This is a genomic window from Vreelandella sp. F11 (assembly GCF_042466685.1).
GTDB lineage: Bacteria > Pseudomonadota > Gammaproteobacteria > Pseudomonadales > Halomonadaceae > Vreelandella.
This window is the reverse complement of sequence record NZ_CP170448.1, coordinates 4,509,027-4,531,098: the sequence shown is the minus strand read 5'-3', so window position 1 is coordinate 4,531,098 and position 22,072 is coordinate 4,509,027. Positions and strand designations below refer to the sequence as shown.

The 22,072-nt window shown below is 56.3% G+C and carries 19 protein-coding genes; 16 read left to right on the top strand and 3 right to left on the bottom strand.

Annotated elements, in window-relative coordinates; all coding sequences use genetic code 11:
• The first annotated feature begins 76 nt into the window (after positions 1 to 76).
• The 4 genes from ACFIOZ_RS20635 to ybiO all read left to right on the top strand — a co-directional run bounded on the left by ACFIOZ_RS20635 (position 77) and on the right by ybiO (position 4,942).
• Positions 77 to 913, top strand: coding sequence for an enoyl-CoA hydratase (locus ACFIOZ_RS20635; RefSeq protein ID WP_386080923.1), 837 nt, complete (start codon positions 77 to 79; stop codon positions 911 to 913).
• Between the two features lie 188 nt (positions 914 to 1,101).
• The gene (locus ACFIOZ_RS20630) at positions 1,102 to 1,923 is read left to right on the top strand and encodes an IclR family transcriptional regulator domain-containing protein (RefSeq protein ID WP_386080921.1); all 822 of its coding nucleotides are present in this window, start codon (positions 1,102 to 1,104) and stop codon (positions 1,921 to 1,923) included.
• A gap of 17 nt (positions 1,924 to 1,940) precedes the next feature.
• Positions 1,941 to 2,372 (top strand): YqaA family protein, encoded by a 432-nt coding sequence (locus tag ACFIOZ_RS20625; RefSeq protein WP_386080919.1) that lies wholly within the window; start codon positions 1,941 to 1,943, stop codon positions 2,370 to 2,372.
• 158 nt (positions 2,373 to 2,530) lie between these two features.
• Positions 2,531 to 4,942, top strand: a complete 2,412-nt coding sequence (ybiO, locus tag ACFIOZ_RS20620) for a mechanosensitive channel protein (protein ID WP_386080918.1) — start codon at positions 2,531 to 2,533, stop codon at positions 4,940 to 4,942.
• Between the two features lie 55 nt (positions 4,943 to 4,997).
• Here the strand turns inward: ybiO and ACFIOZ_RS20615 are convergent, their stop codons facing one another.
• Positions 4,998 to 5,756, bottom strand: coding sequence for an SDR family NAD(P)-dependent oxidoreductase (locus ACFIOZ_RS20615; RefSeq protein WP_386080915.1), 759 nt, complete (start codon positions 5,754 to 5,756; stop codon positions 4,998 to 5,000).
• Positions 5,757 to 5,922: 166 nt separating this feature from the next.
• On the opposite strand from ACFIOZ_RS20615, the gene folK reads away from it, so the two are divergent.
• Together folK and ACFIOZ_RS20605 are read left to right on the top strand one after the other, a co-directional pair.
• On the top strand, positions 5,923 to 6,366 hold the full coding sequence (folK, locus tag ACFIOZ_RS20610) for a 2-amino-4-hydroxy-6-hydroxymethyldihydropteridine diphosphokinase (protein WP_386080914.1): 444 nt from the start codon (positions 5,923 to 5,925) through the stop codon (positions 6,364 to 6,366).
• 77 nt (positions 6,367 to 6,443) lie between these two features.
• Entirely contained in the window at positions 6,444 to 7,265 is an 822-nt protein-coding gene (locus ACFIOZ_RS20605; RefSeq protein ID WP_386080913.1) for a flagellin, read from the top strand.
• Between the two features lie 23 nt (positions 7,266 to 7,288).
• On the opposite strand, the gene ACFIOZ_RS20600 is transcribed toward ACFIOZ_RS20605, so the two are convergent.
• A complete protein-coding gene (locus ACFIOZ_RS20600) occupies positions 7,289 to 8,857 on the bottom strand; it encodes a BCCT family transporter (protein ID WP_386080912.1) in 1,569 nt (522 codons plus the stop codon).
• 356 nt (positions 8,858 to 9,213) lie between these two features.
• On the opposite strand from ACFIOZ_RS20600, the gene ACFIOZ_RS20595 reads away from it, so the two are divergent.
• From ACFIOZ_RS20595 to ACFIOZ_RS20585, 3 genes are read left to right on the top strand one after another with little or no spacing between them, the layout of a single operon-like run.
• Positions 9,214 to 10,308 (top strand): ABC transporter substrate-binding protein, encoded by a 1,095-nt coding sequence (locus ACFIOZ_RS20595; RefSeq protein ID WP_386080911.1) that lies wholly within the window; start codon positions 9,214 to 9,216, stop codon positions 10,306 to 10,308.
• A gap of 2 nt (positions 10,309 to 10,310) precedes the next feature.
• Entirely contained in the window at positions 10,311 to 11,093 is a 783-nt protein-coding gene (locus ACFIOZ_RS20590; RefSeq protein WP_386080909.1) for an ABC transporter ATP-binding protein, read from the top strand.
• Positions 11,094 to 11,107: 14 nt separating this feature from the next.
• Positions 11,108 to 11,878 (top strand): ABC transporter permease, encoded by a 771-nt coding sequence (locus ACFIOZ_RS20585; protein WP_386080908.1) that lies wholly within the window; start codon positions 11,108 to 11,110, stop codon positions 11,876 to 11,878.
• A 13-nt stretch (positions 11,879 to 11,891) separates the two neighbouring features.
• Here the strand turns inward: ACFIOZ_RS20585 and ACFIOZ_RS20580 are convergent, their stop codons facing one another.
• Positions 11,892 to 12,620 carry a DUF481 domain-containing protein gene (locus tag ACFIOZ_RS20580; protein ID WP_386084146.1) on the bottom strand — a complete coding sequence of 243 codons (729 nt, stop codon included), beginning with the start codon at positions 12,618 to 12,620 and terminating at the stop codon, positions 11,892 to 11,894.
• 142 nt (positions 12,621 to 12,762) lie between these two features.
• Between ACFIOZ_RS20580 and ACFIOZ_RS20575 the strand changes: the two genes are divergently transcribed.
• The 7 genes from ACFIOZ_RS20575 (at position 12,763) to urtB (ending at position 22,072) form a co-directional block, all read left to right on the top strand.
• The gene (locus ACFIOZ_RS20575; RefSeq protein WP_386080906.1) at positions 12,763 to 14,436 is read left to right on the top strand and encodes an ATP-binding protein; all 1,674 of its coding nucleotides are present in this window, start codon (positions 12,763 to 12,765) and stop codon (positions 14,434 to 14,436) included.
• A gap of 56 nt (positions 14,437 to 14,492) precedes the next feature.
• Positions 14,493 to 15,236, top strand: a complete 744-nt coding sequence (locus ACFIOZ_RS20570) for a response regulator (RefSeq protein ID WP_211595604.1) — start codon at positions 14,493 to 14,495, stop codon at positions 15,234 to 15,236.
• 178 nt (positions 15,237 to 15,414) lie between these two features.
• The gene (locus tag ACFIOZ_RS20565; RefSeq protein ID WP_386080905.1) at positions 15,415 to 16,413 is read left to right on the top strand and encodes a Bug family tripartite tricarboxylate transporter substrate binding protein; all 999 of its coding nucleotides are present in this window, start codon (positions 15,415 to 15,417) and stop codon (positions 16,411 to 16,413) included.
• Positions 16,414 to 16,531: 118 nt separating this feature from the next.
• Positions 16,532 to 17,014, top strand: coding sequence for a tripartite tricarboxylate transporter TctB family protein (locus ACFIOZ_RS20560; RefSeq protein WP_386080903.1), 483 nt, complete (start codon positions 16,532 to 16,534; stop codon positions 17,012 to 17,014).
• Positions 17,015 to 17,068: 54 nt separating this feature from the next.
• The gene (locus ACFIOZ_RS20555) at positions 17,069 to 18,571 is read left to right on the top strand and encodes a tripartite tricarboxylate transporter permease (protein ID WP_211595607.1); all 1,503 of its coding nucleotides are present in this window, start codon (positions 17,069 to 17,071) and stop codon (positions 18,569 to 18,571) included.
• Positions 18,572 to 18,997: 426 nt separating this feature from the next.
• Positions 18,998 to 20,359 carry an urea ABC transporter substrate-binding protein gene (gene urtA, locus ACFIOZ_RS20550; RefSeq protein WP_386080901.1) on the top strand — a complete coding sequence of 454 codons (1,362 nt, stop codon included), beginning with the start codon at positions 18,998 to 19,000 and terminating at the stop codon, positions 20,357 to 20,359.
• 93 nt (positions 20,360 to 20,452) lie between these two features.
• Positions 20,453 to 22,072 (top strand): urea ABC transporter permease subunit UrtB, encoded by a 1,620-nt coding sequence (gene urtB, locus ACFIOZ_RS20545; RefSeq protein WP_386080899.1) that lies wholly within the window; start codon positions 20,453 to 20,455, stop codon positions 22,070 to 22,072.

Sequence of the window (22,072 nt, the reverse complement as noted above, 5' to 3'; positions counted from 1 at the left end):
CACGGTAGGCAGGGGTCTTGGATAAGCCTTGTGGGCTAGACTGATGGGCAAAGTTGCTCAATACCAGGAGTTCACCATGCCCATCACCTCTGACCGACGCTCTTCTGAGGGATCTTTTCCTGAAGCTCCATCGTCAACGGCTTCCCTTCTGCAACGCCTTGATCATCAAGGCGTCACCACGCTAACCATGAGTACACCGGAGCGCTTTAATGCGCTCTCGGAAGCCATGCTGGAAGCACTTCATGACGCCCTGACCGAGATTGCTGACGATAGCAGCGTGCGCTGTGTTGTCCTCGCGGCGGAAGGGAAAGCCTTTTGCGCTGGGCATGACCTGAAGCAGATGCGCGCCAACCCCGATAAAGCCTACTACCAAACGCTGTTTGCCCGCTGTAGCGACGTGATGCAGGCGATTGTACACCTGCCCGTGCCAGTGATTGCCAAAGTGCAGGGCATCGCCACCGCTGCAGGCTGCCAACTGGTGGCGAGCTGTGACTTGGCCGTCGCTGCGCGCAGCGCTCGCTTTGCTGTTTCTGGGATCAACGTGGGGCTGTTTTGCTCCACCCCGGCGGTAGCACTCTCCCGCAACGTGGCATCTAAGCGCGCCATGGAGATGCTGCTGACCGGGGAGTTTATCGGCGCTGAGCAGGCTGCCGAGTGGGGCCTGATTAACCGCGTGGCAGACGACAATGCGCTGGACGCGGCCACGGACGCGCTGACCGCCAGCATCTGCGCCAAAAGTGCCATTGCCGTGCGCACCGGAAAAGCCATGTTTACCCGTCAACTCGCCATGCCGCTCGACGAAGCCTACGCCTTTGCCGGGGAAACCATGGCCTGCAATATGTTGGCCGAGGATGTGGGCGAGGGGATCGATGCGTTTATTGCCAAGCGGCCACCGCGCTGGCGGAATCGCTGAGGTGCTATCTCTGACGTGCCATCGCCGAATGAATGGAATTCGTTTCCGTAAACGCGACAATTGCCCTGTTGTCACGTTATCCTGACGCCCTTTGTGTTTTTCGTGACCGCCCTGAGCAGGGGCGCTTTGCGTAAGTAGGAGCGCTTTTGGGAGCGTTTTTTTGAGAGCGTCCTTTAGGAGAGAGCTAGGTGAGTGAAGCCAAACGCAGGACGGTCGGTCGTCCGGCGAGTACCGCCAAAGCTAGCGGCGGCCATAGCCAGTCGCTGGTACGTGGCTTAACGCTGCTGGAACATCTCGCAGCCAGCCCACTTGGGCTAGCCCTTTCAGAAGTGGCAGAGATGGCCGAGTTAGCCCCGTCTACCACCCACCGCTTGCTACAAGCCTTGCAGAGCCAGGGGTTTGTCACCCAGGAGAACGAACAGGGGCTGTGGCGAATCGATGTTAAAACCTTTCGTATCGGCAATAGCTTTCTTGAAGCCCGCGACGTGGTGGCCACAAGTCGTCCCTTTCTGCGCCGTTTAACCACAGAAACCGGTGAAACGGCCAACTTAGGTATCCGTGATGGCGCCACGGCGGTGTTTCTGGCGCAGCACGAGTCACCGCAGATGATGCGCATGATCACCCGCTTAGGCTCCCGTGCGCCGCTGCACGCCTCGGGGGTAGGTAAAGCACTGCTGGCGTGGATGCCTGATGATGAACGGACTCAGTTGCTGAATGGGCACGAACTTGCAAGAGTGACCGCTAATACGCTCTATCAAGCCGACACACTGAAAAAGGAAACAGAGCAAATCCGCGCTCAGGGCTTTGCCTGCGACCGGGAAGAGCATGCCGTTGGCCTGCACTGCGTGGCCGCTTGTGTGTTTGATGAGCACGGCGCGCCGTTGGCAGCCATTTCGGTGTCAGGCCCGGTGGCGCGCATCCCGGAGGCTCGCTTACTCACCCTGGGAGCGCTGGTTCGCCAAACGGCCGATGAAATTACCCAGCAGTTGGGTGGGCAGGTGCCGCGTTAACCTAGGTCGTTGAACGAATGTTAAGTCTGTTTTTGGTCGCGCTGGCCAGCGCCACGCTGATTCCCGGTGGATCGGAAGTGTGGCTGGCGCGGCTGTGGTGTCTCGGTGAGCCGCCGCTGGCGCTGTGGTTGGTGGCCACGGCGGGCAATACGATCGGTAGCATGGTCAACGTGGCGATGGGCCGCTATGCGCGTCAGTTTCAAGACCGCCGTTGGTTTCCCGCATCGCCGCGTAGCTTGGCGCGCGCGGAAGGCTGGTACCACCGCTTTGGCGAGCTGAGCCTGCTGATTTCCTGGGCACCGATTGTTGGTGACCCCCTCACTGTACTGGCTGGCGTTTTTCGGCTGCCCTGGTGGCGGGCACTGGCCTGGACTGTGGTCGCTAAAGGTGCGCGTTATGGCGTGGTGTTACTGCTGGCGCAGCAGTGGCTAGTACCGCTTTGCCAGTGAAGCGTTTTATTAATCAAGTCATGTTACCCTGTACAACTTTTTAACAAGCTGTGCGGGCAGTGTAGAGTATAAGCAACATCAGTTGCCTTACGTTAGCTTGCGTAAAACCAGGCAGCCGTTAGATTGAACACAACACTCACCCAAAAGGAGGTTCAGGTGTGAAGCCACTTCGTTTATTACCCTGGCTAGGTGTCTGGCTGCTGGCAATGATTGCCTTGATAGCGACGCCAGCAATGGCGCAGAGCGCGCCAAGTGAGTCGGCCAGTGCCGATGGTGCAGCATCGTCTGAAGAGGCGGCGCCGACGTCCTACGAGGCGCTGGCCAGCCTGTTGGAAGATGAGCAGTCGCGACAAGAGTTGATTGAGATGCTGCGCAATCAAGCCTCGTCGCTGCCCGCTGGCGTTGCCAATGAGCTCTCTCCGGAAGCGGCGGCCCAAGGTAGTGAGATTGCACCAGAGGATGTTTCCCTGCCACGCCAGTTAGCAGAGCTCACCAGTCGTGTGGTTAGCGATGTGGGGGGCCAGTTCGAGCAAGTGGTGGGCATTGTTGGCGGTCTGTTTTCCGGGCAAGAGGCGGACAGTGTCTTTGATATGGCCGCGTTCACCAGTGCGGCGATTAATCTAGGTATGGTGATTGTCGCCACCTTTGCACTATTTATGATCGTGCGACGGTTGGCTAAGCCACTATTTACCAAAATCAGTGGCTGGTCGCTGAATGGCAGTAACTTAACGCCGGTGTTGCGCTTGATTGCCTGTGTGGCCATTGCGGCGGTCATCGATGTGTTGCTGGTCGGCTTGGCCTATGTGGGTGGCAACCTATTGGCCACGTTTGCGATTGGTGAAGCCGGTGAGCTATCTACCCGCGCCTCGCTCTTTTTGAATGCATTCTTGATTATTGAGCTGCTCAAAGCCGCGGTGCGGATGTTGTTCTCTTCGCGCTACGAAGGGCTGCGGCTACTGCCTATCTCTGCCCAGGAAGCCTCCTACTGGAACCGCTGGCTAGCGCGGCTGATCGGCATGGTCGGTTATGGCCTGATGGTGATAGTCCCGCTGGTTAACTTCTACGTGTCGGCTTCGCTGGGTCAAGCGGTCGGTACGCTGATCATGGTGCTGGCATTTATCTACGCCGTGGTCGTGGTGCTTAAGAACCGCACCCGCCTGCGCGATAACCTGAACGAGATGGCGGCAAAATCGACGCTCACCGCCAGCCGCGTTTCGCTACAGCTATTTGCCCGTACTTGGCATCTGTTTGCGCTGCTGTACTTCTTGATGGTGTTTGTACTGACCTTGACGCGCCCTGGCGATGCATTGCCGTTTGTGATGTTTGCCACGCTGAAGTCATTGGCGGCGATTGTTGTTGGGCTATTGGTATCGTCGTTTCTTACCCAAACCATTGGCCGCCGGATTACCCTGTCCGACGACTTGCGGCGCAAATTGCCCCTGCTTGAGAAGCGCTTGAACAGCTACGTGCCCAATGCACTTCGCGTGCTGCGCACGATTATTCTGATCGTGGTCATCATGATGGTGCTGAATGCATGGGGCGCCTTTGACCTCGCCGCCTGGTACGCCTCTGAACGCGGTGCCAACCTGGTTGGCAACCTGACCAGCGTGGCGGTGATTTTGATTGTGGCGCTAGCCGTTTGGCTAGGTTTGGCGAGCCTTATTGAGCACAAGCTCAACCCGGAAACCGGCCACGGAGAACCGTCGGCGCGGGCGAAAACGCTGCTCAGCCTATTTCGTAATGCACTGGCAATCGCCATGGTGACCATTACCGGCATGATCGTGCTGTCGGAAATCGGCATCAATATCGGCCCGCTGATTGCCGGTGCCGGTGTACTGGGTCTGGCGATTGGTTTTGGCGCCCAGAAACTGGTGCAGGACGTTATCACCGGTGTATTCATTCAGATAGAGAATGCCATGAACACCGGGGATGTGGTGACGGTAGGTGGCATAACAGGTACCGCAGAACGGCTCAGTATCCGCTCTGTAGGGATCCGCGATCTATCCGGTACTTACCATATCGTACCGTTCTCCAGCGTGGATACCGTATCTAACTATATGCGTGAGTACGGCAACCATGTGGGCGAATACGGCATTGCCTATCGTGAAAGTATAGATGATGCCATTGCACAACTTCAGTTGGCTTTTGAGGATCTGAAAGCCAGTGAAGAGCATGGCTTTAAGCTACTGGCGGATCTCACCGTGGCCGGTGTGACGGCTCTGGCGGACAGCTCGGTGAATATCCGTGTGGTGATTAAAACCACGCCGGGGGATCAGTGGGCCGTGGGCCGTGCCTACAATCGCTTGGTGAAAATGCGCTTTGATGAGGCGGGTATCGAAATACCCTTCCCGCATACCACGCTCTACTTCGGGCAAGATAAGACAGGTTCTGCGCCGCCCGCTAATCTGCGTATCATGCAGCAAGCCTTTACAATCGACGGTAGTCCGGCAGGGCAACCCAAGTCAGGTGACGTTACAACGGATGACAGGTTTGATCCTCGACTCAATCAGACAACCCCTGATACGGTCGATCACCAAAAACCTGACCATGATGACGTCGATGAGACTTAAGCCGTTATCGATGCGAATCGTTGCAGGGGCCGCCTTCGGGCGGCCTCTCTGCGTTTTAGGGCTTTATTTCATAGGCATAATTTTCAGAGTGCCGTCCTTCCAGGTTGATCGACTCCCCGCCATCGACAAACAGAATCTGCCCCGCCACAAAGGGGTTGTCCAATAAGTAGTGCAAAGCTTGTACAAGGTGGTTCGGGGCGCCCTGACTTTTCAGCGGAATGCCTTCAATACGCCACTTAATATAGTCGCTGGTACGCTGGGAGGTAGGCAGTATCACACCAGGGGCGATGCCGTTAATGCGGATGCGCGGAGAGAACTCCAATGCTGCCATACGGGTCATCTCCGCCAGGCTTTTTTTCGAGAGCAGATACGCTGCGTAAGGGTATTGGTGATAGGCCACTTTATTATCAATGATATTGATCACCTGGCCCTCTTTAACCTCTTTGGCAAAGTGGCGAGTGAGCAGCAGAGGGGTAAACATATTGACCCTGAACTGGGCTTCCAACATCGCAAGCTCGGTCGTCGCAATCGGCGCTGATTCATAGGTAGAGGCGCTGTTCAGCAGCAGGTTAAGCCCAGGGAAGCGCTGCTTGGCCGACTGGATTAAGGCGTTTAAATCGTCGTTTAAAAAATCGCAGGAGAATATTGCACACTCCCGCCCCTTGGCACGGATACCCCTGGCGACCTCTTCGGCCTCCTCTCGCGAGCGATTAACGTGTAGAGCAATGTCGTAGCCCGCATCGGCCAGAGCTTCGGAGAAGTAGCGACCCAAGCGGGTGGCGCCGCCGGTTACCAGAGCTGCTTGATGGTACATAGAGCGTTCCCTACTGTTTTATTGGTATGGGAAGACTCTCTGCGTGAGTGAAACGTTTGTCAATAACTTATACACAGCTTGCACGAAGCGCTAGCTTAGGAGTAGAAGTAGAAGTGTCCTACTCCCAGGATGCTCTACGAGACGTCACGTTTAACAGGATGTCGCTATGCCTCCAACGACGCTATCTGCCGCCCACACTGCTCCGTTCCATGAGTGCTTGATCTCGCTAGGCTCTAATATCGATCCTGACCACTATGTGGTTCAGGCGCTTGATATCATTAGTCGCGAATGCAATCTGCTAGCCCGCTCCAAAACGATTCGCACCCGCCCGGTGGGGTACCAGCATCAGCCCGACTTTCTTAATGCCGCGCTATTGGTGAGCACGCCGCTTGAGCGTGAGGCCTTTCGGGCTTATCTCAAAGGGGTGGAGGATCGCTTGGGCCGCGTGCGGGGGGCGATCAAGTCAGGCCCACGCACCATGGATTTAGATATTGTGGCCTGGGATGGGGAGGTGGTCGATGAGGGTTACTATCGACACGATTATGTGAAAAAACCTGTCAATGAAGTGTTAGCGAGCAGTGGCCGCACCCTCTTAGCTCAAAAGCGTTAATGGTTTTTGCTTCTAGGCCGATAGTAACCTTGAGGCCGCCAATCAGTTGGGCAGGCTAATTTCCCCGGAGGCGTGCGTTGCTCAGCCTGAATACCAATGCGATGTCGCTTATCGTGCAGAATAATCTGCGCGGCAGTCAGCAATCCATGCAGACCGCCATGCAGCGCCTCTCTTCTGGGCTGCGTATCAATAGCGCGAAGGATGACGCCGCTGGTCAAGCGATTGCCAACCGCATGACGGCGCAAATCAAAGGTATGACCCAGGCGATCCGCAACACCAATGATGGCATCTCCATGGTGCAGACGGCGGAAGGCTCGCTCAACCAGATCAACGACAACCTGCAGCGAATTCGTGAGCTGAGTGTACAAGCGGCTAACGGCACTAATTCGTCTAATGATCTTGACGCTATTCAAACCGAGATTGGTCAACGCTTGGAAGAGATTGACCGCATCGCCGGGAAAAGTAGCTTCAATGGCATTGGGCTGTTTAACGACACGAAATCACTGAACATTCAAGTGGGGGCTAACGCTGGCGATACCATTGCCGTTCGCTTTGAAGCCATGAATTTAACAGGGTTGGGTCTGGATGGTTTGGACGTGACTGAGGATGTCAGTGGGACGGATAAACCGATAGATAGAGTGGATGAGGCGATTAAGCGGTTAGATCGTCAGCGCAGTTATTTGGGTGCCGTGCAGAACCGCTTCGAAGGCGTCATTGACGGCCTCAATAACAGCATTGTTAACACCTCCGATGCACGGTCACGTATTCAGGATGCCGATTACGCTAAGGAAGTTTCCAACCTTATGCGCGCGCAGATTTTGCAGCAGGCCGGTATCGCTATGCTGGCCCAGGCCAACCAGCAGCCGCAGATGATTTTGCGCCTGCTGGAAGGGCTATAAGGCCAGAGCCGTAGCGTGCTGTTTTAGTCAATAATGCCCTGTTCCCGAGCCATGGCGTAGGCTGCCTTGGGGCCATCCCAAAGCGAGGGCAATAGAATGAACGACACCGGGATAGCGGTTATCACAATAAATTGTTGAAGGGCCGAGATTTGGCCAGCGCCCATATATAAAAGTACGGCGGCCATAATCGCCATGGCGATTCCCCAGAAGGCGCGTATATAAGGGCTTGGATCGTCGTGCCCAGCCCCCACAACCGCAATGGCGTAGCTCATCGAGTCACCGGTGGTGGCGACGAATATCGTTGTTAGCACTAAAATAGCTAGCGTCATCCAGGCGCCGCCCGGTAGTGCCTGGGCAACCGTCAAGGTGGCGACGTCAAACTGGAAATTATTCAGCGCCTCGCTTAGCTCAATAGCGCCCGTCATTTGGAAGTAGATACCTGAGCCACCAAGCAGGGTAAACCATACAGTGGTCGCAATGGGAGCGAGAACGGCCACGGCGACGATCATCTCGCGAATGCTGCGGCCGCGGGAAATCCGCGCTACAAAAATCGCTACCAGTGGGCCAAAACCGATAAACCAAGCGAAGAAGAAGACCGTCCACCACTGCATCCACGATGCAGGAGCGGTTTCTGCTGTGGTGGTTGCCATAGGTAAGAAGTCACTAATATAGACCCCCATACTTGAAAGATAGCTATTGAACAAAAATAGAGTAGGGCCAAACACCATAATGACGGCTCCCACTGCGAGCGCCAGGAACACATTGAAACGGCTAAGCAACTGCATGCCTTTGTGGACGCCGCTCATGGCCGAAAGCACGTACATACTGGCTAACACCGCTAATATGACCAGTTTACTGGTGTAGCTGTTGGGTAAGCCCAATACTTCATGCAGGCCAAAACTGACCTGTGTCGCTAAAAAACCAATAGGGCCGACTGTGCCAGCGACAACCGCGATGACACAGCAGGCATCAATAATTCCACCCAGGGGGCCGCGCATCAGCCGCTCTCCCAATAGCGGATAGAGCAGGGTGCGTGGTTGTAACGGCTGGCCTTTCACATAGTGAGCATGGGCAAGCACAATAGCGGTGAGCGACCCCAATACCGCCCAGCCAATAAACCCCCAGTGCGTAAACGACTGCGCCAAGGCGTTAGGAACGGCTTCCGGGGTGCCCGCTTCGCTACTAAAAGCGGGCGGCGTGACAATAAAATGGTAAATCGGCTCTCCGGCAGCAAAAAATACCCCGCCGCCCGCAAGTAATGTACACAAAATAATCGAGAGCCACTTAAACGTGCTCATTTCTGGTGCATCTAAATTGCCAATTTTGGCTTTGGCGGCAGGTGTGACCGCCAATCCCATCGCGATAAAGAAAGTGAGTAGTAGAAGTAGCTGGAAGTAACTACCCAAGGCTAATGCCGTCCAAGCGAAGCCTTTGCTGATAGAGTCAGCTACCAGCGTTACGTCATAAAGCGATAGTGCAAGGAAAGCGACGATAAAGCCGATGCTCAAGATTAAAACGACAGGATCGCCGAGCGAAAGCCGCCCAGAACCGTTAACGTTAGGGGCTTCGCCGTTAGGGGCGGGGTGATTCATGGTGAATACCTTGTAGGGGCAGGGCTGGCAAAACAGCAGCCTATCAACGCCTTTTGTTAAGCGGCGCAGTGCTGATTAAGTAGTGCTGATTAGCATGCCAAATAACAGATAAAAAAAAGCGCCATTCAATGAATGGCGCAAGGACAGGAAACTGAACATAGTATACCGCCAATTTAGACTAACGTCTAACATGATTTATCTTGGTGCGCTGCCGGGTGCAAATGCACCATCATAGCGAAATGTGGCCGGCGTCGAGAGCTTAGAAGTTGTCTAATAAATTGATAAGACAATAAAAAATTAAAAATGGCAGCATTGCTGCATGCTAAAGCATATTTTGTATACAAGGTATGCTGACCATGATGACGCCCGCTTCGACACTACGCTCCCTTACTGCAATTCCCGGTTTTTCTACAGTTTTCTCTCCTGCGCGACTGCTCACTGGCTGCGCGGCAGCATGGGTCTTACTACCGGCTGTCAGCCATGCCGACGACACCCAGATACGCTTTCAACTGGACTGGCGCTTTGAGGGCCCCTCCGCACCATTTTTAATGGCCGCTGAGAAGGGCTACTTTGCCGAAGAGGGGCTAGACGTTCAGATTGACTCTGGCAGTGGTTCCGCAGGGGCAATTAACCGGGTGGCATCCGGGGCCTATGAAATGGGCTTTGGCGATCTTAATGCGCTGGTCGAGTTTCTCGCTGAAAACCCCGATGGGCCCGGCATTCAGGGCGTCTATATCGTCTACGATGGCACCCCCGCGGCAGTGTTTGGCCGCAAAGACCGCGGGATCGAGAACCCGGCGGATTTGGCCGGTAAAACCATCGCCGCCCCCACCTTTGATACCGGCTACCGTGCCTGGGGCGTGTTTGCCGCTGCCAATGATCTGGACGCCGACGCGGTGGAGTGGCAAAACGTCGACCCCACCCTGCGTGAAACGCTGTTAACCCGGGGCGATGTGGATGCGATCACCGGCTTCTACTTCACCAGCCTGCTCAATCTTGAGGAGCGCGGCATGAGTGAAGAGGAGCTGACCATTATGCCATTCCCCGACTACGGCGTGCCGTTATACGGCAACGCCATCATCGCCAGCGAAGCATTCGCCGAAGCTAATCCAGAAGCCGTGAAGGGCTTTCTGCGCGCCTTCAACCGTGCTCTCGGCGACACCATTGCCGACCCCGAGGCCGCTATTGAGTATGTTAAAAACCGTGACGGTCTGATCGATGTGGAGATGGAGACCCGGCGCTTGAAACTGGCACTGGATAGCGTGGTGGATACCCCCGATGCCCGTGAGCATGGCGTAGGCGGCGTAGATGAAGCGCGTTTGGCTCAAGCCATTCAACTGGTCGCCGACGCCTATGACTTGCCCTCTGTGCCTTCGCCAGATCAGGTGTTTAACTCAAGCTACTTACCTACTCAGGAAGAGCGCAGGCTGTTTTCGGCAGAGGGTGAATAAGCATGTCGGCAGCCTTTGTCACTTTTGATGACGTGAGCCTGGCCTACGATGGGTCGGGCAACGCCATTGAAGATATCAACCTGAGTATCCATGAAGGCGAGTTCGTCGCGTTCGTAGGGCCGTCCGGCTGCGGTAAGTCGACCTTTATGAAGCTCTGCACCGGTTTGCATGCGCCCACCACTGGTGCCGTACGTGTGGATGGAGAGCCAGTGACCGGGCCACTGAAAATCTCAGGTATGGCGTTTCAAAACGCCAACCTGCTGCCCTGGCGCACTACGTTGGATAACGTCCTGCTGCCGCTGGAGATCGTCAAACCTTACCGCCATCAGTTTCGTAAACGGCGTGAAGAGTTTGTCGGCTGGGCGCGCAAGTTGCTCAAGACCGTGGGGCTGGACGGCTACGAAGACCAATACCCATGGCAGCTTTCCGGCGGTATGCAGCAGCGGGCCTCGATCTGCCGGGCGCTGATTCACCAGCCGCGTTTGCTAATGCTGGATGAGCCGTTCGGAGCGCTGGATGCCTTTACCCGCGAAGAGTTGTGGTGCGTGCTTCGCGACCTATGGGAAGCGCAACGCTTTACGGTAGTACTGGTGACCCACGACCTGCGCGAGGCAGCGTTTCTGGCGGATACGGTTTATATCATGAGTCGTCGTCCCGGCCGGGTAATTGAGCGGCGTTCCATCGAAATGGCGCGCCCTCGTGCGCTGGAAACCACTTATGAAAAACCCTTTATTGATCTGGTGCAGGCACTGCGTGCTCAGATTGGTGAAGTACGCAGTACTTAATGAAAGGCGCGCTCATGTCAAAAAATAATCCCTTAATTGAACGGCTGGCGCCGTGGATCGCCGTGGTCGCTCTGATCATTATCTGGGAAGTCACGGTGCGGGTGTTTGATGTGCCCAGCTTTATCTTCCCTAGTGCCTTGGAGACGGCTCGGGCGTTGGTGACCTATTCCGGGCCTATCGCCATGCACTCCTGGCAAACCTTCTGGACAACGCTGATTGGCTTTGGCCTGGGGGTTGCCGTGGGGCTGGTGTTGGGCTTTATTATCGGCTCTTCGCGCTTTCTGTATAACGCCTGCTACCCGCTGCTGGTGGGCTTTAATGCCATCCCCAAAGTGGCTTTTGTGCCCATCCTGGTTGTCTGGTTTGGGATCGGTTCAGTGCCGGCTATTCTCACCGCCTTTTTGATCTGCTTTTTCCCCATTGTGGTCAACGTGGCGACCGGTTTAGCCACGCTGGAGCCTGAGATGGAAGACGTACTACGTGTGCTGGGCGCGCGGCGTATGGATGTGTTGTTAAAAGTAGGCCTGCCGCGCTCGCTGCCCTACTTCTTTGCCTCACTGAAGGTCGCCATTACCCTGGCGTTCGTGGGCACGGTGGTGTCAGAAACCGTCGCCTCCAATCAGGGTATTGGCTACCTGATGATGAGTGCCGGTTCGCAAATGCGTATGGGGCTGGTCTTTGCGGGGCTGCTGGTGATCAGCGCCATGGCCATGGTGATGTACGAACTGTTTGCGCAACTGGAGAAACGCATGACCGGGTGGGCGCACCGGGGGCAGAATCGCTAAGCCAATAGGGGACTTACCAACGGTAGAGCAAAGACGCGCTGGTGGTCGTATCGGTGCGCACATTGGTGTCGTCAGGTGGCTGTGAGTTGTGCTTGATTTCGTGAGATAAGCGCAGCGATAGCTTTGAGTTGAGCCGTGCTGTAAGCGCTGTCAGCGACCGAGAGGTGGTGTTTTGGTCGGTATACTCCACCGACATTTCCTGCTGAATATCGGCGTAGTCCGAAAACCCCCAGCGATAGTCCAGCGCGGTGTAAGTCACCATTAAGCGTTCATCATCGTACTCGCGCAGCCGGTCATGACGATAACCCGGGCCCGCTTCCAGCGACAGCGTATGGGTGTCGTTCTCCAGGATCTGGCGCCCGTAGCCGCCAATCGCGGAGAGCTGCTGATCGTAACCGGCAAAACGATCCTTCTCCCAGCGGGCAAAGCCAAAGAGATAGTGCGGACCATCCAGTTCATAGCGTTCGCGTCCCGACACCAGGTACTGCTCGGCACTGGTCTCGTCATCCTTGGTAACGTTACGCACTTCTCCACGCAGCGAGTAGGTGAAGTTGCCGGTTAGCCAGGTCAGTAGCGTTTTACCAATCAGCGTCTGGCTGTTGGTGTTGCCTGAAAGGTGGGTAAAACCCAGCTCAGCATCGCCACTAAACACCGGGGCATCATCAGGCGGAGGGGGAGGGCCATAAAACGGGTTGGCATACGCCGCGGTTAACCACAGGGGCCAGCAGGCCAGCAAGAGCATCCATCGAACGATCGCCACAACATCCCTCCTTGGTTTCGGCATTACGCCATTATATCAGCGAACGATGACTTTAGGGTGACGGCAATTACGCCGTTGGTTAGCGCGTGCCATAATGGTGCGGTCACGCATTTCGAGTCTACTTATGAGCGCTTCTCGCCCCCGAACGTTAGCCGACCTGCAGCGCTGGCGACGCACCCGCGCAAGGCGCAGCTGGTACAAACGCAGTTTTCGCCTGCAGGTAATGCTGTTAGTCGGGTTGCTGCTGGCAGGCATGCTACTGGCACAGGGTACGTATCTCAATCACCGTAAGGCGGAAATTATTAGCCAGCAGATGGGTGAGCGAGCACTGGCGGTGGCCAAAACGGTGGCCTCGATGCCGCAAATAATCAATGCCTTTGCGATCCCCGACCCCTCTTTCATTATTCAGCCCCTGGCGGAGCGCGTTCGCCATGAAACAGGGGCGCGCTATGTTGTCGTGGGCAACGCGCGAAGTATTCGCTACTCCCACCCTCTGCCGGAGCGGATTGGTCAGCCAATGGTGGGGGGCGATAATGATCAGGCGCTGATCCATGGCCAGTTTTATGTCTCTGAGGCGACCGGGTCATTGGGTACCGCCATTCGTGGCAAAGCGCCTATCTGGGACGAAGAGGGCAATATCATCGGCCTGGTGTCCGTAGGCTTTATGATGGATCGTGTGGCCATGGACGTCGCGCGCTATAACAGCTTTGGCTGGATGCTGGTGGCGCTGATGATCTGTCTCGGCTTTGCCGGTGCCTACTGGTTATCGCAGCACCTCAAAAAGGTCATTTTAGGCCTGGAACCCTACGAAATAGCCCGCTTGGCCATGGAGAAAGAGGCCATTTTACAGTCGATCCACGAGGGCATCCTGGCGGTTAACCGCGAAGGGCATATTACCCTGGTGAATCAGCAGGCGCGGCGCTTTCTCAACTTGGACGATGAGCATGTGCTGCTAGGGCAGCCCATCCGAGAGATCGTGCCTAATTCGCGACTTCTCGAGGTGCTCCGGCGCGGCGAGCAGGAGTTCGACCAGGAGATGTGGTTGGGCGATCACCCGGTGGTGGTCAACCGCGTGCCGATACTGCACGAAGGCGAGATTGAGGGGGCGGTGGCCACTTTCCGCAGCCGTCGCGAGATCGTCGATCTCTCCCATGCGCTGACCCAAGCCAGCCGTGACGTGGATATGCTGCGCGCCCAGGCCCACGAGTTCTCCAATAAGCTCTACACCATCTCTGGGTTGCTGCAGTTAGAGCGTATCGAGGAGGCCTTGGCGCTGATCCATCAGGAGACCGAGCGTGCACAGGCGCAGATGAGCTTTTTAATACGCAACGTGGCCGACGCCGTGCTTAGCGGTACGCTACTGGGTAAACTGACCCGCGCGCGGGAACTGGGCGTGGCGCTGGAAATTGATGAGCAGAGCTCACTCTCCTGTCCACTAACGCCGACCGGTCAAGAAGTGATGATGAGCGTAGTGGGTAACTTGCTGGACAACGCCTGCCACGCAGCGCTGAATGGGCCGAGTAAAGCGCCCAAAGTACGCCTGTTTTTTACTGATTTAGGCGAGCAGCTGTTGATCGAAGTGGAGGACAACGGGCCCGGAGTACCTGCCCAGTTCGCCGAGACGATTTTCCAGGAAGGCTTTTCGACCAAGACGGGCAAACACCAGGGCATTGGCCTGGCGCTGGTGGCCAGGCTCTGCCGCCAGCACGGCGGAGCCGTGACCCTGGAAGAGAGTGAGCTGGGCGGCGCATGCTTTATCGCGGTCTTAGACCGCTCGCTGTGCCAAAAGCAGCCTTAAAAACAGTCTCAAAAACAATCTTAAAAACAGTGACCACGACGGCTAGGGGGAAGGCAATGGCTGATGGAGAGTACGGCATTTTGGTCGTTGAAGACGATTTTCGCATTGCCGATATCCACAGGGCTTTTATTGAGCAGAGCGATGGCTTTTATGTAGTGGGCATGGCGCGTAACGGTAGTGAAGCCAAGGCTCTCATGGCGGAGCAGTCCGCCAGCATCCATTTGATTTTGCTCGACGCCTATCTTCCCGACGTTGAAGGCTTGGAGCTGCTATGGGCTATTCGTCGCGACTATGTGCATGTGGATATCGTCATGGTTACCGCTGCCCGTGAAGTTGAAACCATTAGCGAGGCGCTGCGCGGCGGGGTGTTCGACTACCTTATCAAACCCATTGAAGCCGCGCGGATGACGCAAATGTTGACCCGCTTTCGCCTTGAGCGTGAAGCCTTGGCCAACCGGGCCGAGATGAATCAGGATGAATTGGATTCCGTGTTGGCGCGCCTGAAGCCCGGTGAGCCGTTGCGTGCTAACAACCAAACGTTGTCTCAAGCCCTGCCCAAAGGTATTGATCGGCTGACGCTGCGCCGGGTGATTGATGCCCTGGCCGACGCCCCCGACTCTCTCACCGCCATGCAGATGGCACGCACCATGGGCGCCAGCCGCTCAACCGCCCGCCGCTATTTAGAGTTTTTAGTTGCCGAGCAGGCAGTCAGTGCCGAGCTGGGCTATGGTGATGTAGGGCGGCCTGAGCGTCGCTATCGCTTGTTAGAAACGGCACACAAGTGGCTTGAATCACTTTAATTAAGCCAGCGTGAACAAAATGAACAAAATGCCCATAAAGAATTTTTTGTCTTTTATGAGCACAAGCTTGTCGGTCAGGGGCAGGGTCTTCTAACGTTCGCGGCGTGCAGTCTCACAATAAGAAGCGCTACATAGCAACCTCATCACACAACAACACTGATACGTGGAGAACGCCATCATGACGTCGCTTACCCTCAAGCGTTTATCTGTATTTGCTCTTCCCATCGCTGCCTTAGCAGGCATGAGCACCGCCGCACAGGCGCAAGAGTGGACACCGGAACGCTCCATCGAATTCGTCGCACCGGCTAACCCAGGCGGCGGTTGGGATACCCTGGTTCGCACCATGTCCCGGGTTATTCAGCAAGAAGAGCTGGCCGACGAAAGCTTCGCTGCGATCAACGTACCTGGCGGCGGCGGTGCTGTAGCCTGGGCGCAAATCGCTCGCGATAGCGGCAACCCGCATAAGCTGTTTGCCACCAGCCCGCCGATGATTCTGGTGCCGCTGGCAGGCGCCTCGCGCTATGACCACACCGACTTTACCCCGGTTGCGCGGATCAACACCGACTACTCGATCATTCTGGTGGCAGCGGACTCCGAGTATCAGAACCTCGAAGACCTGCTCAATGCGCTGAAAGAGAATCCCAACCTGAGCGTGGGCGGCGGCAGTGCGCCGGGCTCCATGGATCATATCGCTATTGCAGGCTTAGCCTCAGCAGCCGGGATGGAAGCCTCGGCAGTCAACTACATCCCCTTCTCGGGCGGTGGCGATGCTATGACTAACCTGATGGGCGGCCATATCGAAGCCGTGGTCGGCGGTGCCGGTGAAGCGGTGGGCCAACTGGGCGAAGGCAGCCAACTGCGGGCGCTGGGCGTCTCTTCTGAAGAGCGTTTGGGCGGCGGTTTGAGCGAAGTACCGACGTATCAAGAGCAGGGCTTCGACTACACTTTCGATATCTGGCGCGGCGTGATGGGCGCTCCTGATATGCCTGAAGAAGCAGTCGCCTACTATGAAGATCTGTTCGCCGAAATGTTGGAAACCGATGCATGGCGTGAAGCGAGCGACCAACTGGGCTGGATTGACGCCTACCAAGACAGCGAAGAATTTGGCGCCTTCCTGGATCAGCAGCAAGAGCAGTTCAGCGATGTGCTGAGCGAGCTTGGTCTACTGCGCCAGTAATCCCCACTCCTGTATCACCCAGTCGCCCAAGCGCGGCTGGGGTCTCCCGCAGTTAACGTTACCATGATGAGTGAACGTTAACTGCGGGAGGCGTGTTGGCTCTTTCGGAGAGACTCCTATGACTCGTTTAAATACCAATCAGTGGTTAGCACTGGTATTTGCGATATTAGCTGCAGGCTATATCGCGATGGCGTGGCAAATCCCCACTTTTCCTCTGCCGCGTCCGGTCGACTCTGACCTCTTTCCTAAAGTATTGGGCTTCTCGCTGCTGATCCTGTCGGTGTTTCTCTTTTTCGAGAAACCCACACCGATTGCCGGCGCCGATGAAGTCGACGAAGAGGCGCAGAGCGGGCCGCTACTACTGACGCCCTGGGCCCGGGTCATCGTGACCTCGCTGGCGATTGCCGCCTATGCGTTATTGCTGGTGCCGCTGGGTTTTGTCCTCGCCTCCACGCTGCTCTGCGTTGGGCTGACGGCCTACTACGGCTACCGCCGCCATGGGGTCAACCTCGCTACATCGTTAGGGGTAGTGCTGGCGCTTTACCTGACCATGACGCGGGTGATGGATGTTTACCTACCCACTGGCGTGCTGCCTTTCTAAATAAAGCCGTGTTAGCAGGTCTTTCAGCTAACAGAGTTTAAGAGAGTAATTCCCATGGATGCCTTCAATAATCTGATGTACGGCTTTGGCATCGCGCTTGAGCCTATCAATATTGCCTACGTGTTTGCCGGCGTATTTGCTGGCACCATTATCGGCATGCTGCCGGGCCTTGGCCCGATCAGTGCCCTTGCCCTAATGATTCCTATCACCTTTGCCATGGAGCCCTCGTCGGGTTTGATTCTGATGGCTGGGGTTTACTACGGCGCCATCTTCGGTGGCTCTACTTCCTCGATTCTGCTTAACGCACCCGGCGTGGCGGGTACCGTGGCGACCTCCTTTGACGGCTACCCGATGGCCAAGAAAGGCCTGGCGGGTAAAGCGCTGGCGATTGCCGCCTACTCCTCGTTTGTGGGCGGCACGGTATCGGTTATCTTCCTGATGTTGGTCGCCCCGCTGCTTTCCAAAGTCGCCGTTAGCTTTGGCCCAGCAGAGTATTTTGCGCTGATGGTGCTGGGCCTGACTGCGGTGGTCTCACTGTCTGATAAATCGCTGATCAAGGGGCTGATAGCTGCCGTGGTCGGGGTGATTATCTCGATCGTGGGTATCGATATGCAGACCGGTACCGAGCGCTTTACTTTCGGCTCCGTTCAGCTCCTTGACGGTATCGACTTCCTGGTGGTGGCGCTGGGGATTTTTGCCCTCGCCGAGGTGTTTTATATGCTGCTGCGCGGCGGTGGTGGCAAAGAGGCGCCGCGTAATGTGATTGGCTCGCTGAAACTGACCCGTAGCGAAGTCAAAGAGATCGCTGGCCCGGTTGGCCGCAGCTCGGTGTTGGGCTTCTTTACCGGCGTTCTGCCGGGTGCTGGCGCGACCATCGGCTCGTTCCTGGGTTACAGCATGGAAAAACGCATTGCCAAAGATGGCGACACTTTTGGAACCGGCAATATTAAAGGCGTTGCGGCGCCAGAGGCGGCCAACAACGCTGCCTGTACCGGCTCCTTTGTGCCGCTGTTGACGCTGGGTGTGCCGGGTTCGGGTACTACTGCAGTACTGCTGGGCGCACTGCTGGTGATGGGGGTCAATCCCGGCCCAATGATGCTTACAGAGCGTCCAGACGTGTTCTGGGGCGTGGTTGCCAGTATGTATATCGGCAATATCTTCCTGCTGGTGCTTAACCTGCCGCTGATTCCGCTGATCGCCAAGATTCTTGATCTGCCCAAGCCGCTACTGCTGTCGCTGATTCTGATCTTCTGCATGATCGGCGTCTACGGCATGAGCTTCAGCGTGTTTGACCTGCTGCTGCTATTGGGCTTTGGCCTGGTAGGTCTGGGTATGCGGCTGTTTGGTTTCCCGGCGGCGCCGCTGATTCTGGCCCTGATTCTGGGCAATATTATGGAAGAGTCCATGCGCCGCGCGCTACAGATCTCCGGTGGCGACTGGATGACCTTCATCGACAAGCCTATCTCGCTTGGTCTGCTGGTGGTGGCCGTGCTATCGCTAGGCCTGCCGCTACTCAAGAAACGCCGTAAGAAAATTCCACCCGATGTGGCGGTTTAACACTATCACTTGAAGGGTGAATAGCGAGGAGCCTTGGTAATGCCAAGGCTCCTTTTTTATGCCCGTTTTGCCTGATGTCAAAGCGTCGCTTTGTAGCTAATGCGTAAGTATGAAGTTACTGGTCTGTGTTCAAAAAGCTCAGCACTGAGTCTCAAGTGCTTAGTTGGTGCACTGTTCCTTATTGGTGCATTGAGAGGGTGCTTTAGCCGCTTGGTTGTGCTTTATTTTGGTGCGCTGAGTGAATGTCGAAATTTCCTGATGATGATTAAGTGGCTGATTAAATAGCTATAAGGCGACTTTGTGCCAATCTGGCGCACCCCTTGCAAGAGTTATTGGCTAGTGGACGTATTGGGGAGCTAACACAACAACCCCACGTGCGAAGCCCATCATCAAGCCCCAATCATAAGGGGTGCAAGGAGATAAACAATGAACACTCTCAAACGCTCGACACACCCGCGACCATTCCTTTCACGTGGCCGTTTCGCGACGGCTCTGCTCACTGCCGCCGTTATGGGCGCCAGCTCTCAGGCCATCGCCCAGGATGATGACCCGATTAAAGTCGGCATCCTGCACTCCCTCTCTGGCACCATGGCGATCAGCGAAACCGTGCTCAAAGACACCGTCGAGATGCTGATCGAACAGCAGAACGAAGCGGGTGGCTTGCTGGGTCGCCAGCTAGAAGCCGTGGTCGTTGACCCCGCCTCTAACTGGCCGCTGTTTGCTGAGCGCGCCCGTGAGCTGCTAGCGCAAGAAGAAGTCGATGTTATTTTTGGCAACTGGACATCGGTATCGCGTAAAGCAGTGCTGCCCGTCGTCGAAGAGCTCAACGGCCTGCTGTTCTACCCGGTGCAGTATGAAGGCGAAGAGTCCTCGGAAAACGTCTTCTACACCGGTGCAGCGCCTAACCAGCAGGCGATTCCTGCGGTTGAATACCTGATCAATGAAGTGGGTATCGAGCGCTTTGCGCTGGTGGGTACCGACTATGTCTATCCGCGTACCACCAACCGTATCCTTGAGGCCTTCCTCAAGGACGAACACGGCATCGCAGATGAAGACATCATGGTTAACTACACGCCGTTCGGCCATTCGGATTGGCAGAATATCGTGTCTGAAATAAGCCGTTTCGGCCAAGAGGGCAAACCTACCGCGGTGATCTCGACCATCAACGGCGACGCCAATGTGCCTTTCTATACCGAACTCTCCAACCAGGGCATCGATGCGGCTGATATCCCCGTTATTGCTTTCTCCGTAGGCGAACAGGAACTGACCGGTATCGATACCGGCCCGCTGGTCGGCCACCTGGCCGCCTGGAACTACTTCATGAGCGTTGATACGGACGAGAACTACGACTTTATCGATGCCTGGATCGACTACACCGGCGACGATATGGCCGTCACCAACGACCCAATGGAAGCGCACTACATTGGCTTCAATATGTGGGCCGAAGCGGTTCGCAAAGCGGGCACGACAGATGTCGATACGGTGAAAGATGCCATTATCGGTGTGACCGTGCCTAACCTTTCCGGCGGCTATGCAGCCATGATGCCCAACCACCACATCACCAAGCCGGTGCTGATCGGTGAGATTCAGGACAACGGCCAGTTCGATATCGTTTGGCAGACGCCCTCTACCGTGGCCGGCGACGCCTGGTCTGACTACCTGCCTGGCTCCCGTGATCTGATTGCCGATTGGCGCAAGCCGATGGAGTGCGGCAACTTTAACGTCGTTAACGGCTCGTGCGGTGGCAGCACCGCAGCAGAAGAAGCCGAAGCGGCGCTCGCTGAGTAACGAATAACACCCCCTTGCCGCGCAGTGTTTCGATGGTTGGCGCGGCAAGGAGCACGCTATCTTTCCCTCTTAGATAACCAAAGGAAGAACCCCATGAGGCGTTTCCTTTCCTTGGCGCTGCTCTGTTTCCTGCTGTTGGGTATGACCCTTACAGCACAGGCACAATCAACAGACGCCGCCAGCAGTTCCACTAATGATACGGCCGCGCTTGAGCTGTTAGAGGCGCTGGACGTTGAGTCTTATACCGCCAAAGGCGAAGCCATTACCGCTATTCTGCAAAGCGACGACGAGCGCGCCCGTGATTGGCTGCAGGCCTTACTGGATGGACGCCTGCAGCGCACCGAAGAGGGCCGCTTCGTACTGGTACTCGAGAACCGGGGCCGCGACTGGCCGGTGGCCGATGTACTGACCGGCGAGGCGTTGGGAGAGATGTCCCGGCGCGACCTGGAGCGTATCGGCATTAATAACAACCTGCGTAATCAGCTGCGCAGTGCGATTGCCGTGGTTGACCTCTATTCGCCCAACGTGGAACGCCGCCGCTCTTCGGCAGAGCGGTTATTGGGTGAAGTTGACGAAGAGCTTGCCCAGCCGCTGAGTGAACTGATAAATGAAGAGGAGGATAGCCAGGTGGTACGCCGGCTCTCCCAGGCATTAGCGATCTATCAAGTGGAGAACGGTGAGCTTGAAGGGGTAGAAACGCTCCAGGGTAGCCTACACCCTCGGGCACGAGTCGCGCTTAGCCGTGCGGCTAACGGTGATGACCCGGTTGTCGCCGATGCGGCCACCGCGGCGCTGATCAGTATTGAACAAAATCTTAAAATCAACCGAGGCTTGGAAACCCTCTATTTCGGTTTAAGCCTCGGCTCGGTATTAGTGCTGGCGGCGATAGGCCTAGCCATCACCTTTGGGGTCATGGGCGTCATTAACATGGCCCATGGAGAGCTGATTATGCTGGGCGCCTACACCACCTGGGCGATGCAGCAGCTGCTGCCAGGCCAGCCCGGTTTGGCACTGATTCTGTCGATCCCTGCAGGCTTTATGGTGGCGGCACTGGCGGGTATCGCCATTGAACGAAGTATGATCCAGTTCCTCAAAGGCCGCCCGCTGGAAACCCTGCTGGCCACCTTTGGCGTCAGCCTGATTCTGCAGCAACTCGTGCGAACCGGCATTTCGCCGCTTAACCGCACGGTGATCACCCCCGAGTGGATGAGCGGCTCATTAGTGATTAACGACGCGCTTTCGTTAACGCTCAATCGAATGTACGTACTGGGTTTTGCGCTGGTGGTTTTTGCCGGTTTGATGCTGGTAATGCGACGTACCCGGCTGGGGCTTGAGGTGCGCGCCGTTACCCAGAACCGCGCCATGGCCCGTTCCATGGGTATTCGCGCCACCCGTGTCGATATCATGACCTTTGCCCTGGGCTCCGGTGTCGCTGGCCTTGCTGGTGTTGCCCTCTCCCAGCTCACTAACGTTGGCCCCAACCTGGGGCAGAACTACATCATCGACTCCTTCATGGTGGTGGTGTTCGGCGGCGTGGGTAATCTATGGGGCACGCTGGTGGCTGGCCTATCGCTTGGTGTTATCAACCAGGTACTTGAGCCTTGGGCAGGTGCAGTGTTGGCCAAAATTATCGTGCTGGTCTTTATCATCCTATTCATTCAAAAACGCCCGCGTGGACTCTTCCCGCAGAAGGGCCGGGCTGCGGAGGGCTAA